The organism is Microbacterium sp. OVT16B, assembly GCF_019969705.1.
GTDB classification, from domain to species: domain Bacteria; phylum Actinomycetota; class Actinomycetes; order Actinomycetales; family Microbacteriaceae; genus Microbacterium; species Microbacterium natoriense.
Window position 1 is genome coordinate 2,338,387 of record NZ_JAHXZA010000001.1, and the last position, 16,378, is coordinate 2,354,764.

At 69.3% G+C, this 16,378-nt stretch carries 12 protein-coding genes; 3 read left to right on the top strand and 9 right to left on the bottom strand.

Annotated features, from left to right (window positions below):
- The first annotated feature begins 95 nt into the window (after positions 1 to 95).
- Together LC438_RS11190 and LC438_RS11195 are read left to right on the top strand one after the other, a co-directional pair.
- Positions 96 to 2,192 carry a S9 family peptidase gene (locus tag LC438_RS11190; protein ID WP_223586611.1) on the top strand — a complete coding sequence of 699 codons (2,097 nt, stop codon included), beginning with the start codon at positions 96 to 98 and terminating at the stop codon, positions 2,190 to 2,192.
- 259 nt (positions 2,193 to 2,451) lie between these two features.
- Complete coding sequence (locus LC438_RS11195; RefSeq protein WP_223586612.1) at positions 2,452 to 3,285, top strand: endonuclease domain-containing protein; 834 nt, start codon at positions 2,452 to 2,454, stop codon at positions 3,283 to 3,285.
- 271 nt (positions 3,286 to 3,556) lie between these two features.
- On the opposite strand, the gene LC438_RS11200 is transcribed toward LC438_RS11195, so the two are convergent.
- From LC438_RS11200 to truB, 6 genes are all read right to left on the bottom strand, one after another.
- Positions 3,557 to 4,585 (bottom strand): ATP-dependent 6-phosphofructokinase, encoded by a 1,029-nt coding sequence (locus LC438_RS11200; protein WP_105674605.1) that lies wholly within the window; start codon positions 4,583 to 4,585, stop codon positions 3,557 to 3,559.
- Between the two features lie 207 nt (positions 4,586 to 4,792).
- The gene (locus tag LC438_RS11205) at positions 4,793 to 6,937 is read right to left on the bottom strand and encodes a DEAD/DEAH box helicase (protein WP_223586613.1); all 2,145 of its coding nucleotides are present in this window, start codon (positions 6,935 to 6,937) and stop codon (positions 4,793 to 4,795) included.
- Positions 6,938 to 7,159: 222 nt separating this feature from the next.
- Positions 7,160 to 8,113, bottom strand: a complete 954-nt coding sequence (locus tag LC438_RS11210; RefSeq protein ID WP_223586614.1) for a bifunctional riboflavin kinase/FAD synthetase — start codon at positions 8,111 to 8,113, stop codon at positions 7,160 to 7,162.
- Complete coding sequence (locus LC438_RS11215) at positions 8,110 to 8,553, bottom strand: hypothetical protein (RefSeq protein WP_374197877.1); 444 nt, start codon at positions 8,551 to 8,553, stop codon at positions 8,110 to 8,112. The genes LC438_RS11210 and LC438_RS11215 overlap by 4 nt, the downstream gene beginning before the upstream one ends.
- A 45-nt stretch (positions 8,554 to 8,598) precedes the next feature.
- Positions 8,599 to 8,967, bottom strand: a complete 369-nt coding sequence (locus tag LC438_RS11220; RefSeq protein WP_223586615.1) for a hypothetical protein — start codon at positions 8,965 to 8,967, stop codon at positions 8,599 to 8,601.
- Complete coding sequence (truB, locus tag LC438_RS11225) at positions 8,964 to 9,857, bottom strand: tRNA pseudouridine(55) synthase TruB (RefSeq protein ID WP_105674615.1); 894 nt, start codon at positions 9,855 to 9,857, stop codon at positions 8,964 to 8,966. Before truB ends, LC438_RS11220 begins: the two co-directional genes overlap by 4 nt.
- Positions 9,858 to 9,944: 87 nt before the next feature.
- Between truB and LC438_RS11230 the strand changes: the two genes are divergently transcribed.
- On the top strand, positions 9,945 to 10,844 hold the full coding sequence (locus tag LC438_RS11230; RefSeq protein WP_374197878.1) for an A/G-specific adenine glycosylase: 900 nt from the start codon (positions 9,945 to 9,947) through the stop codon (positions 10,842 to 10,844).
- Positions 10,845 to 10,863: 19 nt separating this feature from the next.
- Here the strand turns inward: LC438_RS11230 and LC438_RS11235 are convergent, their stop codons facing one another.
- From LC438_RS11235 to infB, 3 genes are all read right to left on the bottom strand, one after another.
- Positions 10,864 to 12,933 carry a LuxR C-terminal-related transcriptional regulator gene (locus LC438_RS11235; RefSeq protein ID WP_223586616.1) on the bottom strand — a complete coding sequence of 690 codons (2,070 nt, stop codon included), beginning with the start codon at positions 12,931 to 12,933 and terminating at the stop codon, positions 10,864 to 10,866.
- Positions 12,934 to 13,092: 159 nt separating this feature from the next.
- Positions 13,093 to 13,524, bottom strand: a complete 432-nt coding sequence (rbfA, locus tag LC438_RS11240; RefSeq protein WP_105674619.1) for a 30S ribosome-binding factor RbfA — start codon at positions 13,522 to 13,524, stop codon at positions 13,093 to 13,095.
- Positions 13,525 to 13,595: 71 nt separating this feature from the next.
- Entirely contained in the window at positions 13,596 to 16,355 is a 2,760-nt protein-coding gene (gene infB, locus LC438_RS11245) for a translation initiation factor IF-2 (protein WP_105674621.1), read from the bottom strand.
- Positions 16,356 to 16,378: the final 23 nt, after the last annotated feature.

Here is a 16,378-nt window from a genome sequence, read left to right on the forward strand (position 1 = left end):
GAGTTCATCGTGGGTTTGACTTCCGTTAACCGGCCCCGGTAAATCCTCCCACCCGCACAGGGGCCGGTCAACTCGACCTGGGCTAGCGTGGAACGGTGACTGATGCCCCGATCGCCGCCCGCCGCTCGACACTCCGCACCCACCACGGTGACACCTTCGAGGATCCCTACGAATGGATGCGCGACAAGGAGTCCGCCGAGGTCATCGCTCATCTCGAGGCGGAGAACGCCCACACGGATGCCGAGACGGCCCACCTCGAACCGCTGCGCGAGCGTCTGTTCCAGGAGATCAAGGGCCGCGTCCAGGAGACCGATCTGTCCGTGCCGACGCGCCGGGGCGACTGGTGGTACTACAGCCGCACCGAGGAGGGGGCGCAGTACGGCATCCACTGCCGCACCGCCGCAGTGGCAGACGACTGGACTCCTCCGCTGCTCGAGCCTGGTGTGCCCGTGCCGGGCGAGAGCGTCCTGCTCGACGGGAACGTCGAAGCCGAGGGGCACGAGTTCTTCTCACTCGGTGCGTTCGACACCACCGACGACGCGACGAAGCTGCTCTGGTCGACCGACTTCGAGGGCGATGAGCTGTACACGGTGCGGGTCCGCGACCTCGTCACCGGCGAGACGCTGCCCGATGAGATCCCGAACACCGGCGGTGCGTTCTTCACCCCCGACGGCACGGGCGTCCTCTACACGACCCGAGACGAGGCCTGGCGCCCCGACACCCTGTGGCTGCACCGTCTCGGCACGGACGTCGCCGACGATCTGCGCCTCTTCCACGAGCCCGACGAGAAGTTCTGGCTCGGGGCGGGCATCACGCGCAGCCGGAAGTACCTCGTGATCGCCGTCGGCTCGAGCATCACGAGCGAGGAGTACCTCGTCGACCTGTCCGGTGACCTCACCGCTGAGCCGACCATCGTCTGGCCCCGCAGCGAGGGCGTCGAGTACTCGGTCGAGCACGCCGTCGTCGACGGCGAGGACCGGCTCTACATCCTGCACAATCAGGATGCCCTCGACTTCGAGCTCGTCTCGGTCGCGGCATCCGCTCCGCAGGGCGCGCGCCATGTCGTGCTCCCGCACCGTCCGGGGAGGCGGCTGCTCGGGATGGACGCGTTCCGCGACTTCGCGACCGTCGAGTACCGCAACGAAGGCCTCGAGCGCGTGGCGCTGCTCGACTACGGCACGGATGCCGTCGAGGACATCGCCTTCGACGAGCCCCTCTACTCGGCGGGCGTCAGCGGCAATCCCGAGTGGCACGCGCCGTTCCTGCGCCTCGGCTACACGTCCTTCGTGACGCCGGGAACCGTGTACGAGCTCGACCTCGCGACCCGCGAACTCGTGCTGCGCAAGCAGGTCGCCGTGCTCGGCGGCTACTCCCCCGCCGACTACGGACAGGAGCGGGCGTGGGCCACGGCATCCGACGGCACCCGCGTGCCGATCTCGCTCGTGTGGAAGAGGTCCTTCGGCGACCCCGGCGCGGCGCTCCGCCCCGTCCACCTCTACGGTTACGGCTCCTACGAGCACTCCATCGACCCCGGCTTCTCGGTCGCGCGCCTCTCCGAGCTCGACCGCGGCGTGATCTTCGCGATCGCCCACGTCCGCGGCGGCGGCGAGATGGGGCGCCAGTGGTACGAAGACGGCAAGCTCCTGCACAAGCGCAACACGTTCACCGACTTCGTGGCCTGCGCCGAGCATCTGATCGCGAGCGGCGTGACCTCACCCGATCGACTGGTGGCGGAGGGTGCGAGCGCCGGCGGTCTGCTCATGGGCGCCGTCGCGAACCTCGCCCCCGAGTCGTTCGCGGGCATCCTCGCCGGGGTTCCGTTCGTCGACGCCCTCACGACCATCCTCGACCCCTCGCTTCCCCTCACCGTCATCGAGTGGGACGAGTGGGGCGACCCGCTGCACGGCGCCGACGTGTACGAGTACATGAAGTCCTACACGCCCTACGAGAACGTCCGCGACGGCGTCGACTACCCGCGCATCCTCGCCGTCACCTCGCTGAACGACTCTCGGGTGATGTACGTCGAGCCCGCGAAGTGGGTGGCGCGTCTGCGCGAGGCGGGAGCGGCCGACGTCCTTCTCAAGTGCGAGATGGTCGCCGGCCACGGCGGCGTGAGCGGCCGGTACAACTCCTGGCGCGAGCGCGCGTTCGAGCTGGCCTGGATCCTGGACGTGCTCGGCCTGGCGGAGTAGCACCCCGGACGCCGGATGCCGGACGCCGGATGGCGGATGCCGGATGCCGGATGGCGGATGGCGGCGGCATCCGGGCAGTCCGAGATCCGCACATTCGACCGAAATGCGGAAGCCCGCGCCGGATCGATCCGGATCTCGGGCGAGGTGCCGCACCTCGGCCGGATCGCACTTCTCCTCCACAATGGAGGCGATTCACGGATCCGTCCACAGGTGGCGCTATGGGCCCTGCGACGCACCTCCGCTCCCGCAGAATGTGCGGATGCTCCTCGAAGACTGGCTGCGTCTCCACGACGCGATCGCACACACCTCTGAGCTCTACGCCGCAGGGTTCGGCAAGCACGCGCTCGCCTCGGCCGTCGAGCGAGGTGTGATGCTGCGTGTACGCCGATCCTGGATCGCTCTCCCCGATTGCGACGGCGACCTCGTCAGAGCGATCACTGCGGGAGGGCGTCTCACCTGTATCAGCGAAGCGCGGCGCCTCGGCCTGTGGGCCCCGCCAGCTGACCCACGCGTGCACGTCATGGCGCCCGCAGGATCGGGGAAGATGGCGCTCGACGGCGTACGGATCCATTGGTCGAACGGTCCTGCTCCCGTTCGTCGGCGCGCACCAGCCGAACCGCTCGTCAACGTTCTGCACCATGTCGCGCAGTGCCTGGAGCCCTCGGCCGCGCTGGCGATCTGGAATTCCGCCCTCAACAAGAGGCTGATCGCCCCTCAGGTGCTCGAACGCGTCGCCTGGCGGGGGCGGCTCGAGAGGAGCCTCGCCTCCCGCGCGACGGCGCTCTCGGACTCAGGGCTCGAAACCGAGTTCGTCGAGATCATGCAGAGCATCGGGGTCAGCGTGCGACAGCAGGTCTGGATAGACGGTCACCCCGTCGACGCGCTGATCGGCGACCGGCTGATCGTGCAGCTGGACGGTTTCGCGCACCATGGCGCCACGGCACGACGTCGGGACCTCGAGGCCGACGCCCGTCTGAGGCTGCGCGGGTACACGGTGCTCCGCTTCGACTACCAGCAGGTGTTCTTCCGACCGGAGTATGTGCGCGACGTGGTTCGGATGGCGATCGCCCAGGGGCTGCACCTCGCCGGTTGACGCGCTGAGCTCCGGTATCCCTCCCGAGATCCGGATGCCGACGACGGATTCATCCGGAACACAGAAGGCCCGCGGGAACTCAGAACGGGGCACCACGTCTACTCCAGCCACGACCCGGACGCCAGACCTCAGGCCCATTCGACCACACGACACTCAGATCCGGCATCCCTCCCGAGATCCGGATGCCGACGACGGATTCATCCGGAACTCGGGCGATCTTCCGGTCCTCAGGCAGTCTGTCGGAACCGGACAGGCCGGACCCAGCCCGGGCTCAACCGAAGAGCGTGGCCGCGGCGTCGTAGCGGACCTGGGGAACCGTGTTCAGCTCGCCGAGAGCGTCGGCGAAGGGAACCCGCACGATCTCGGTGCCCTGCATGGCGACCATCTGACCCCACGCGGCGTCGACGACGGCATCCGCGGCGTGCATGCCGAGGCGCGTCGCGAGAACGCGGTCGAAGGCGGACGGCGCACCGCCGCGCTGGATGTGCCCGAGGATCGTGGCACGGGTCTCGATTCCGGTGATGCGCTCGATCTCGGGGGCGAGCTGATCCCCGATCCCGCCCAGGCGCGGACGGTTGAAGGCGTCGAGGCCCTTGTCGCTGTAGGCCTCGTCCATGTCGCGGAGCTTGAACCCCTCGGAAACGACGACGAGCGGAGCACGGCCGCGGTCGTGAGCGCTCGTGACGAGCTCGCAGATCTCCTCGAGCGACATCGGGACCTCGGGGATGCAGATGACGTGGGCGCCGGCCGCCATGCCGGCGTGCAGGGCGATCCAGCCGACGTGGCGCCCCATGACCTCGGCGACCATGCAGCGGCGGTGCGAGTCTCCCGTGGTCCGCAGGCGGTCCATCGCGTCGGTGGCGATGTTCACGGCCGTGTCGAAGCCGAACGAGTAGTCGGTCGCACGGAGGTCGTTGTCGATCGTCTTCGGCACGCCGATGACGTTGATGCCGTCCTTCGCGAGACGATCGGCCGCGGCGAGTGTGCCCTCGCCGCCGATCGCGATGATGCCGTCGATCTTGTGCCCGTACAGCGTCTTGGCGATGTTCTCCGCGCCGCCGCGGACTCCCTCGTACGGATTGGTCCGGCTGGTGCCGAGGATGGTGCCGCCGACCTTCGAGAGGCCCTTCACGTCATGGCGGGTCAGGGGGAAGAAGTCGCCGTCGACGACACCTCGCCAGCCGTCGCGGATGCCGACGAACTCGAGGTCGTACGCACGGGTTCCCTTGAGCACGATCGCGCGGATGACCGCGTTGAGTCCGGGGCAGTCGCCACCGCTCGTCAGGATGCCGATCTTCATGCTGCCGCCTTCGGTTGTTCGGGTAAGTGAGGGGAAGGCGACGTTGCCTGCGAACGACACTAGCGCCCCAGAACGATGGAGCGCCATTCCGGGCGGTGAAAACGGAGAATCTTACGGTCGATTCGAGACGAAACCGCAGAAGTTCGAGAGTCGTGCCGAATACGACGCGAATGGGCGTTAAGAACCGAGGTTCTTAACGCCCATTCGTCAGACGGCGCCGAGGGCCTGTCGCAGCAGGTGCATGAGGGCCGCCAGTTGCACGGGCTCCCCCGCCACGTCGTCGACGGCCTCGCCGTCGAGCGCGCGGGCCGCGAGCCCCTGCTTCTGGTCGATGAGCTCGGCGATCTTGGTGTCGATCGTGTGCGCGGCGATGATCCGCCACGCGGTGACCGGCTCGTCCTGTCCGATGCGGTGCACGCGGTCGATCGCCTGCGTCTGCTCCGCCGCCGTCCACGACAGCTCGGCGAGCACGACGTTCGAGGCCGCCTGGAGGTTCAGTCCGACGCCCGCTGCGGTGAGCGAGCAGACCGCGATGCCGACGGCGGGGTCGCCGTTGAAGTCGTCGATCGCCTGCTGACGCGCGGTGGTGGTCTGGTCGCCGCGGATCGAGACGGCGCGGATGCCGGCGGCGGCGAAGTGCGCCTCGGCCTGGTCCATGACGTCGATGTGCTTCGCGAAGAACACGACCTTGCCCACCGAGCGCTGCAGCTGCGCGGCGTAGTCCGCGGCGAGCTGAGCCTTCGCCTGGCCGATGCGGCGGACCATCGTGAAGACGTTGTCCCCGCCCGTTCCCGCCGCCTTGGACTCCTCGAGCTCGTTCTGCGCGACGAGACGGACGATGTCGTCGTCGATCTCTCCCGGCGCGAGACCGCGATCTCCGCGGGCCTCGATGATCCGCCGGTAGCGGACGGCGAGCCGTTCGCCGAGCTCGCGCTCCGCCTGGCGGATGCTGCGGCCGAACTCGTCGTCCAGCTGGACGGGGAGGTCGGCGATGAGCTTGTCGGGGAGGTCGGCGGCGACGTCCTTCTTCTTGCGTCGCACGATGCCCATGGAGATGACGGCGTCGCGGGCCTCGGGGTAGAACGACTTGTCGGCGGGCGTGAAGCCGGTCGCGTCGAGCTTCTCCATCAGTTCGGGTCCCGGCTTCTCGCCCGTGGTCCATCCCAGGAAGCGCCAGATCGCGTCGAAGTCCTCGACGTCGTTGATCAGCGGGGTTCCGGTGAGGGCCAGCATCAGCGGGTTGCCGCCGGGAGTCCGCTCCCGCACGCGCGACGCGAGCGAGAGGACGTTCTGGGAGCGCTGCGACGAGAGGTTCTTGATGAAGTGCGCCTCATCGACGACCATGCCGCGCAGGCCGATCGACGCGAGCCACGAGAGATGCCGGTCGAGGATCTCGTAGTTGACGATGAAGATGTCCGCGAAGGCGTCGATGTCGGCGCCGTCACCCTGGATGACGGTCGCGCGACGCTGCGGAGTCCACCGCTCGACCTCCCGCGCCCAGTTCATCTTGACGACGTTCGGCACCACGGCGAGCAGCGGGTACGCACCGGCGACGGAGGCCGCGAGGATGGACTGCGCGGTCTTGCCGAGTCCGGGCTCGTCGGCCAGCAGGAAGCTGCGGTGCCCGGCGCGCACGGCTTCGAGGAACCGCGACTGGTGGACCATGATCTCGAGGCCCTTGGGCGACAGGTGGTCGAACTCCGGCGCGGGGGGAAGGTCCATGGACGCGGCGGATCCGCCTGCACCGGTCTCGAACGCCTTGTAGAGCGGACCCATCAGCTCCCAGCCGTCCAGACGGCGGCGCGGGGTCGTGGTCACACGGGGCGTGAGGTCGGGAGCGAGGAACGGGTTCGCGAGCTGGCGCGACTCGACGGACGGCGGGGTCACCTGACGCTCCGCGATCGCGGCCGGGACGACCGGCGCCTGCACGGGCGCGACGTCGGCGATGATGAGCTCCTCCGGAGCGAGCTCGGCGCCGGACTCGAGCAGCCAGTCCCTGCGCATGCGCTTGGCGACCGGCGACGTGGCCTGGTCCGCTTCGAGGAGCTGGATCAGCGACGTGTCCCTCGCCGCGGTCTTGGCGAGGATCGTCGCGACGCCGTCGAGCCGCTTGAGCAGCTCGGAGCGTGCGGCATCGCCGATCTCGGCATCCGCTTTGACCCTGGCGCGCTCCTCGCGCACCAGGAAGGCGATGACCTGGAACTTGACGCGGTTCGTCGGTCCGAGCTTTCCTCGCTGCGACTTCGCCTCGATCTCGCGCACCTTGCGCGCGAGGATCGGGATGAGGGGGGCCTCATCGTCGCGACGGGACGTCTTCCTTCGCCGCGTGGCGGCGGTTGCCGTGGTCGGCATGCTCCTCCTGAGCGTGAGGGCCGCGGTGCCGATGTGCGCCGAAGCCGTCTCGATGTCCGCGTGTGGCGCGAGATCTCACCGGTGTCGGCGAATCGTTACCAGGACCGTACGAACAGTGGTACTGATTCCCGTCGATGCACGAAGGACGTGCGAGGATCACCGGGAACCGATCGTCAGTCTACGCCATACGTCTCGACGTCGGCGCGGCAGGACACGGAGAATTCATGCGCCCCGGGTGTCGAGCACCCGCTGCGCGTCGTCCACGTCGGCCGCCATCTGCTGCTTCAGCTTCTCGATGCCCTCGAACGCGACCATGCCGCGAAGGCGCTCCACGAACTCGACCGTGACGTCGTGTCCGTAGAGGTCGAGCTCCGTCTCCCCCATGACATGAGCCTCGACCTGACGCACCAGGACATCGTCGAAGGTCGGGTTGGTGCCGACGGAGATCGCCGATCGGTGGCGGATGCCGGTGTCGTGGTCGACCAGCCATCCGGCGTAGACGCCGTCGGCCGGGACGAAGGCGTCGGTGATCGTCGACAGGTTGGCCGTGGGGAAGCCGAGCTCCCGTCCGCGCTTCAGCCCGTGCACGACCTCGCCGCGCACGTCCACGTGACGGCCGAGCACCTCGGCGGCCCCGGCGACATCACCGGCCATGAGGAGTTCGCGGATCCAGGTCGAGGAGACGCGACGGTCCGATCCTTCGAGGAAGACGTCGTCGACGACCTCCACGGTGAATCCGAACCGCGGGCCCAGCTCGGCCAGCAGGGCCGGGGTGCCGGCCCCTCCGCGTCCGAACCGGAAGTCGTCTCCCACCAGCACGGTGGAGACCTTCAGCGCCGACACCAGGATGTCGGCGACGAAGTCCTCCGCGCTCCGAGCGGCGAGCTCCGCGTCGAAGGTCAGCATCAGGGTCGCGTCGATCTCCAGCTCGCTCAGGAGCTCGAGCTTGCGCTCGATCGTGACGACGTTCTCCGGGCAGAGATCGGGGCGCAGCACGGCGAGCGGGTTCCGGTCGAAGGTCACCGCGACCGCGCGCGCCCCCGAGGCCTCAGCCTGCTGCTTCAGACGGCGGATGACCGCGCGGTGCCCGGCGTGGACGCCGTCGAACTTGCCGATCGCGACGGCCGAGGGGCCGAAATCGACCGGAACCTCGAGCGGATCCCGGAAGACGATCATGCGGTCACCTCGGCGGACTCCTCCTGGGCGACCGGAGCCGGTCGATGCGTGCGCAGCCACCAGATGCCGAAGACGGGGAGGACGAGCGGGATGAACAGATACCCCCGCCCGAAGAGGGACCACACGGTCTCGTGCTGGAAGAGATCCGGCATGAGCAGACTGAGCGCACCGACGACGAGGACACCCGTCAACTCGAACACGATCGCGATCCATGCGACCGTGTACCACCCGCGCCTCTTGGCGAGCACGAGGGCGAGCGTCGCGAGGATGTAGACGACGGCGGCCAGTGCGGACAGTGAATACGCCAACGGGGCCTCGTCGAACCGGCGGAGGATCTGCACGAAGCTGCGGCCGGTCGCCGCCAGCGCCATGACGGCGTAGACGATCACGAGGACACGGCCGATGCCGGTCATCCGAGAAGGGGGTTCGGTGGTGCTCATAGCTCGATCCATCCTAGTTGCGGGTGGATGCGTCGGGATTCGCGCTCAGACGACCTGGATCGTCCAGATCGCGTGCATGCGCCAGACCATGATCGCGATGGCGAACGCGGCGACGCCGAGGATCACCGTGCTCCATCTGCTGCGCTCCATCAGGGCCCACAGCACGGCGCCGATCGGCAGGAGGACGGCGGACACCAGATACACCCAGAACTCGAGGAGATCTCCCGTCGGCGGGTTCCCCGCCAGCGGCGCCACGATCGAGACCACGACCTGCACGATCAGCAGCGCCTCGATGGCGGCGAGAGCTCCGACCGTGAAATCGCTGGGGCGGCGGCCCGCGAGTCCGGCCGAGATGCAGAACACGCCGGCGCCGACCGAGACGACGATCTGGACGATGGTCAGCCACAGGATCATCGTGCGACCTCCGGCATGTTCATCGCGCTCTTGAGGTCTGCACCGCGCTTCTCCACGACCCCGACGAGAACGCCGTCGTGATCGATCGCGGCGGCCAGAACTCCGTCGAGTCGCGACGCCTGTCCCGGCAGCCTCTTGCCGTGGCGCAGATCCCTCGCATCCTCCGCCGAGACGTCGAGCGGCTGCAGGACCCGTGCCGCCGCCTGCGCGGGTGTGAGAGTGGGCGTCCCCTCGAGGGCATCGATGCCGACGGCATCCGCGACGTCGAAGTCGCCGACCCGCGTGCGACGGAGCGCTGTCAGATGGCCGCCGACACCCAATCCCGATCCCAGGTCCCTCGCGAGCGAGCGGATGTAGGTGCCGGAGGAGCAGTCCACGATCACATCGAGGTCGATGACGCCCTCCCCGTCGCGGCGTGCCAGCACGTCGAAGCGGGACACCGTCACCTCTCTCGCGGCGAGCACGACCTCCTCACCCGCGCGCACGCGATCGTAGGCGCGCCTGCCGTCGACCTTGATGGCGGACACCGAGCTCGGGACCTGCGAGATCCGCCCGGTGAGCGAACGGATGCCGTCGGCGATGCGCTCCTCCGTGACGTCGGCCCATGCATCGGACGGCGCCTGGACGATGATCTCCCCATCGGCGTCGTCGGTGCCGGTCGTCTGCCCGAGACGGATCGTCGCGGCGTACGTCTTGTCGGCCCCGACGATGTACGTCAGCAGACGCGTCGCCCCTTCGATGCCGATGACGAGCAGGCCAGTCGCCATCGGATCCAGCGTGCCCGCGTGACCGACCTTGCGCGTTCCGAAAGCGCGTCTGGTGCGTGCGACGACGTCGTGGCTGGTCAGCCCAGCGGGCTTGTCAACGAGGAGGATGCCGGGCGAGACCATCCTCCCAGCCTACCGACGGCCGTCGGGGACGCTGCGCTCCGCCTCTCGACGGACGCACGGCGCGCGTCGGTCGCCTAGGCTGGCGAGATGCCCGCGATGACCTCTCCCGCGAGCGCGGGACTGCCGCGTCTGCCCGAGTGGTATCGCGGAGCCGCACGCGATCTCCCGTGGCGGCGCCCGGAGTTCCACGACGAGTACGGGGCGTGGGGAACGCTGGTCAGCGAGTTCATGCTGCAGCAGACACCGGTGAACCGTGTGATCCCGCACCTGGAGGCGTGGCTCACCCGCTGGCCCACGCCGGTCGCTCTGGCCGCGGCCTCTCCCGCCGAGGTCGTGCACCAGTGGGCGAACCTCGGCTACCCGCGCCGGGCGCTGTGGCTGCACAGGGCGGCCATCGAGATCACCGAGCGCCACGACGGGGTGGTCCCGCGCGATGTGGACGCGCTGCTCGCGCTGTCCGGCATCGGCGACTACACCGCACGCGCCGTCGCCGTGTTCGCCTACGGCGACCGGCATCCCGTGGTCGACACCAACACACGACGCGTGCTCGCCCGCGCGATCCAGGGACAGGCCCAGCCCGCGCCCCCGTCGCGTCGCGATCTCGGTCTCATGGAGTCGCTGCTGCCCGCTTCGGATGCCGAATCCGCGATCTTCAACGCCGCCGCGATGGAGCTCGGCGCGACGGTGTGCACAGCGCGGACGCCCCGCTGCGAGATCTGCCCGCTCCTCGACGGGTGCGCGTGGGTGGCGGCCGGCCGACCAGACACGGGCGACCGGCGTCGCCGGCAGGCGGCCTTCGAAGGCTCGGATCGTCAGGCCAGGGGCGCGGTTCTGCGGATGCTGCGGGAATCGGCCCCTCGTCCGGTGCCGATCCCTGCGATCCTGCCCGAGTGGCCCGATCCGCAGCAGCGCGACAGGGCGATCGACTCGCTCATCGCAGACGGTCTCGCCGAGGCCGATGGAGAGCTGCTCTCCCTCCCCCGGTGAGCCCGATGCGGGCCACCGGCTAGGAGTACCGTCCGGCGCGATGAGCCAGCACCGTCAGCTCGACCCTGTTGCGCACGCCGAGCTTCACGAACACCCGACCGAGGTGCACCTCGACCGTGCGCACCGACACGCGGAGATCGTCGCCGATCTCGCGGTTGGATCCTCCCGTCACGGCGCGCATCGCGACCTCCAGCTCCCTGGACGTCAGCACCGGCTCCCAGGCGCGGCGGCACGCACCGACGAGGCTGTCCCCCGCGTCAGCCGCACGATCCTCCCGTTCCGCCGCTGAGAGGCGTTCCTCGGCGTTGCGGGCCCATGCCTCGGCGCCGGCCGTCTGGAACAGGGTCAGCGCCGTCTGGAGATGCTCGCGAGCCACGGCTGGCTCGTCCCTGACCAGCGCACGGGTGCCGAGCATCGACTCGACCCTGGCACGGGAGAACGGGGACGCGAGAGTCCTGGTCGCCAGGACGATCTCGTCGCGCTCCCGTCGCCACCGCGCATCAGGCGTCGACGCGATGCGCGACATGAGCTCACGCGACAGAAGGGCGTCCGGCGGCTCGATCAACGGGGACGCGGGCGCTCCATCATCGCGGACGAGTTCGTCGAGCTCGGGGACGGAGAACTGCCCTCGGGGAGAGCCCCGGTCCACCCAGAGCCTCAAGAACGACGACGCCTCGTCGGCCTCTCCCCTGAGGAACGTCTCGACGGCGTGATCCACGAGCCGGTCGATGCGGACAGCGGACGGCAGCGACGCTGTCAGCGCCTCGGAGATCGGACCGATGCGTCCGCTCACGGCGAGGTCGAGTCGTCGCGCCAGCACCACCCCGAGACCGGCGAAGGGCATCGCGACGGGGAGGGCGAGCGCCGCCTCTCGAAGCCGCTCCCTGGCGTGGCCGAGATCGCCCCGCCAGACGAGCAGCAGCACCTCGACGACGGCGCGGTACGCCGCGACGAGCGGGCTGTGTTCGAAACCGGCGACGAACGGGTCGACCTCGGTCCCGAGTCCGGACCCGCCGGCCGCCAGGAACCTCAGCGCCTTATCGAGATCGCCGTCGACCGAAGCGCGGAGAGCACGGAGCATCCCTCCGGTGAGCGGCCCGGCTCCGACCTCGCCGTCGATCTCGTCCTCCCCGGCGATCAACCAGGCGAGGGTGACGACGGGGTCGCGCAGCGTGCTCTCGGCTCCGACTCTCGCGCAGCCTTCACGCAGCGCCTCCAGCCAGGTCCGCATTCCGCGTCGATCGCCGCGCTCCGCGCTGAGGACGGCGGCGAAGGCGGCTGCTCGCGCCCACGAGTACCAGTCCTCGTCGTCACCCGACTGTGGCCGGAGCGAACCGGGGTCCACCTCGGGGACCGCGCCCTGAAGGAACGCCTCGGCGACCACGAGTCCTCCGAGCCCCTGCAGGCGAAAGCGCTCCGTTCCAGCCGGGAACAGCGCGCCGAGCCAGGCCGCCGCCTCCGCGGCGTATCCGGCGCCGATGGCGGCGGCGCCGGCGACCTGACGCGCCTCGTCGATATCCGATCCGGTGGCGTGCGCGGCAGCCTCCGCCGCGAGGAGCAGTGCACCATCGGGATGTCCTGATTCGGAGAGTCTCCGTGCGATGCGGGTCAGCTCCGGCGCGGTCTCAGGGATGCCGTACGACGAGGCGCGCGCGCGATGCCAGTCCGCGTCCACTCCGGCGCCGGGCGCGCCGAAGATGCGGGCGAGCCTCTCGTGCACCGAGGCCTCGACGACCGGGTCCGCGGTCGCCCGCAGCCAGACCTCGAGAAGAGGATCGACCAATCGAACCCGCCCGGCGCGCACGACGAGGTGCGCGCCGATCGCACTCCGCATCAGCTCCTCGGCGCTCCGGCCGTCGAAAGCGAGCAGCGGCGCCAGCGCATCGTCCAGGCGCAGAGCGAGGGCGAGGAGGAGATCGCGGTCGCGCTCGCTCCATTCGATGCCGTCGTATCGCGCCGTGATCGACGCGACCAGCGGCAGCGGAGAAGGAAGCGGGCGCATCCCCGTGCGCACGGCAGGGTCGAGGATGCGCACGACATCGCGGATCGCCTCACGGTCGCCGTTCAGCTGAGCGGCGATGCGGGCCATCACATGTGGTGCGCAGGTCAGCGCCGCGTCTCGAAGGTCCGCGAGGACCTCTTCGATGTCCGGCGCTGCGAAGCGACTGCTCGAAACGTTGATGCTGTTCCCCCCGGATGTGCGAGAACCTCCTCGCACAGCCGAGGGTAGCAAAACCCCGGACGGGGATCAGCGATCGGCGTCGTCGTCCGCGTGGACGTACGGGTCCGCGTCGCCGGCGTGCGATGCCGAGGACGCGAGCCTGGCGACCTCTGCATCATGCTCCTGCGCCTGGCGGAGCAGCGCGGAGATGTGGTCCGCGTTCTCCGGCAGGGCGTCCGGGATGAACTCGAGCGTCGGCACGAGGCGCGTGCTGAGCTGCTTGCCCACCTCGCTGCGCAGCATCCCCGTGGCGGAGGTGAGAGCGGCGCCGCTGGCGAGACGCTCCTCCTCCGTGCCGAGGACGGTGTAGAACACGGATGCATGCTGAAGATCGCCGCTGACGCGGACGTCGGTGATCGTGACGAAGCCGAGGCGCGGATCGCGCAGCCCCTTCTCCAGCCGCTCGGCGAGGATCACGCGGATGCGGTCCGCAAGACGAGCCTGTCTTTCACCAGCCATTGTTCTCTCCCTCTACGAAGCCTTCGGGCGAGGATGCGCTCAGCATCCTCGCCCGAAGATATCGAACTCGATCAGCCGCGAGGCTTCTCGACCATCTCTGTGGTCTCGATCTCGTCGCCGATCTGGATGTCGTTGTACTTGCCCAGGCCGATACCCGCCTCGTAGTCCGTGCGGACCTCGGTGACATCGTCCTTGAAGCGGCGCAGCGACTCGATGGCGAGGCCATCGGCGAGCACGACGCCGTCGCGGATGACGCGAGCCTTGGCGTTTCGCGTGATCGTTCCCGACCGCACGATGACACCGGCGATGTTGCCGAACTTCGAGGAGCGGAACACCTCGCGGATCTCGGCGACACCCGACTGGACCTCTTCGTACTCCGGCTTGAGCATTCCCTTGAGGGAGCTCTCGATCTCGTCGATCGCGTTGTAGATGACCGAGTAGAACCGGATGTCGACGCCTTCACGGGAGGCGCGCTCGCGCGCCTTCGTGTCGGGGCGGACGTTGAAGCCCACGATGATCGCGTTGTCGATCGTCGCCAGGTTCACATCCGACTCGGTGATCGCACCGACGCCGCGGTGGATGATGCGCAGCTGCACCGAGTCGTCGACCTCGATCTTGAGGAGCGACTCCTCCAGCGCCTCGACGGCACCGGAGACGTCACCCTTGATGATGAGGTTGAGCGACTCGACCTTGCCGTCTTCGAGAGCACGGGTGAAGTCCTCGAGCGAGATGCGCTTGCGGGCCTTGGCCAGCTGGGCGTTGCGCTCGACCGCTTCACGCTTCTCAGCGATCTGGCGGGCCATGCGGTCCTCCTCGGTGACGATGAAGACGTCACCGGCACGGGGCACCGAGTTCAGACCCTGCACCTGCACCGGGCGCGACGGGTAGGCCTCGAGGACCTGCTCGCCGTTCTCGTCGGCCATGGCGCGCACGCGTCCGTAGGCGGTGCCCGCGACGATCGCGTCGCCGACCCGGAGGGTTCCGGACTGGATCAGCACGGTGGCGACCGAACCGCGGCCCTTGTCGAGCTTCGCCTCGATGGCGACGCCTCGAGCGCCCTTGTTCGGGTTGGCCGTGAGGTCGAGACCGGCGTCGGCGGTGAGCAGCACGGCGTCCAGGAGCTCCTGGATGCCGGTTCCCGCACGGGCCGAGACGTCGACGAACATGACGTCGCCGCCGTACTCCTCTGCGACGAGACCGTACTCGGTGAGCTGCTGACGGACCTTGGCCGGGTTGGCCTCGGGCTTGTCGACCTTGTTCACCGCGACCACGATCGGCACGTTCGCCGCCTGGGCGTGGTTCAGGGCCTCCACCGTCTGCGGCATGATGCCGTCGTCGGCCGCGACCACGAGGATCGCGAGGTCGGTGACCTGCGCACCACGGGCACGCATGGCGGTGAACGCCTCGTGACCGGGGGTGTCGATGAACGTGATGGCGCGCTCGATGCCCTCGTGCTCGGTCCAGACCTGGTAGGCGCCGATGTGCTGGGTGATGCCGCCGGCCTCACCCTCGATGACGTTGGTCTGACGGATCGCGTCGAGCAGTCGCGTCTTACCGTGGTCGACGTGACCCATGACGGTGACGACGGGAGGACGGATCTCGAGGTCGTCCTCGCTCTCGTTCTCCAGCTCGGCCTCGAGGTCGAGACCGAAGCCCTCGAGGAGCTCCTTGTCCTCGTCCTCGGGCGAGACCATCTGGATCTTGTAGCCGAGCTCGGCGCCGAGGACCTCGAAGGTCGCCTCATCCAGCGACTCGGTGGCCGTGGCCATCTCGCCGAGGTTGAAGAGGATCGTGACCAGGGTTCCGGGCTGCACCGTGTAACCGGTCAGCGTCTCGATCTTGTCGGCGAAGTCCGCGATCGACGCGCCGCGGCGCATGCGGATGACCTCTCCGTTGCCGCGGGTGACGTTGACGCCACCGACGACCGGAGCACTCCGCATCTCGAACTCTTGCCGCTTCGCCCGCCGCGACTTGCGCTGCTTGCTCTTGCCGCCGCCCTTGCCGAAGGCACCGGCGGTACCGCCGCCAGGACCACGACCGCGTCCACCGCCGCCACCCGGGCGACCGGCGAAACCGCCGCCGCCGGGACGTGCGCCGGGACCTGCGCCGGGTGCACCGGCGCCGCCGGGACGACCGGGGCCACCGGGACGCTGCTGGAACGGAGCGCCGGGACGACCGCCCTGTCCACCGCGCGGAGCGCCGGGACGGGGGGAACCTGGGCGCGGAGCGCCCGGGCGGGGCGCGCCGGGGCGCGGAGCCTGCGGACGCGGGATGTTGCCAGGCGTCGGACGCTGGCCCATGCCCTGCGCCGAAGCGAACGGGTTGTTGCCAGGACGCGGACCCGCGGGACGCTGACCCATCCCCTGCGAGGAGGAGAACGGGTTGTTTCCGGGGCGCGGCGCACCGGGCTTCGGAGCTCCGCCATCGGCGGGCTTCGGAGCTGCGGGACCGGGCTTGGCTGCGGCCTCGGAAGCCGCGGGAGCCGCCGGAGCGGCCTCTGCCGGAGCTTCGGCGACCGCGGGAGCGGCCGGAGCAGCGACCTCAGGGGCCGGAGCAGGCTTGGGGCCGGGCTTCGGACCCGGGGTGGGTCCGGAGGGCTTGGCCGCTGCCGGCTTGGCTGCGGCGGGCTTCGACGCCGGGGCGGCGTCTGCCGAGGACTTCAGCGAGGCATCGGACTCGATCGCGGCGCGCAGCTTGCGCGCCACCGGCGGTTCGATGGTCGAAGAGGGGCTCTTGACGAACTCTCCGAGTTCCTTGAGCTTTGCAAGTGCGATCTTGCTGTCGACGCCGAGTTCGGCGGCGATCTCATGTACGCGTGGTTTACCAGCCACAATTCTCCTGTCGGGTTCGGTCC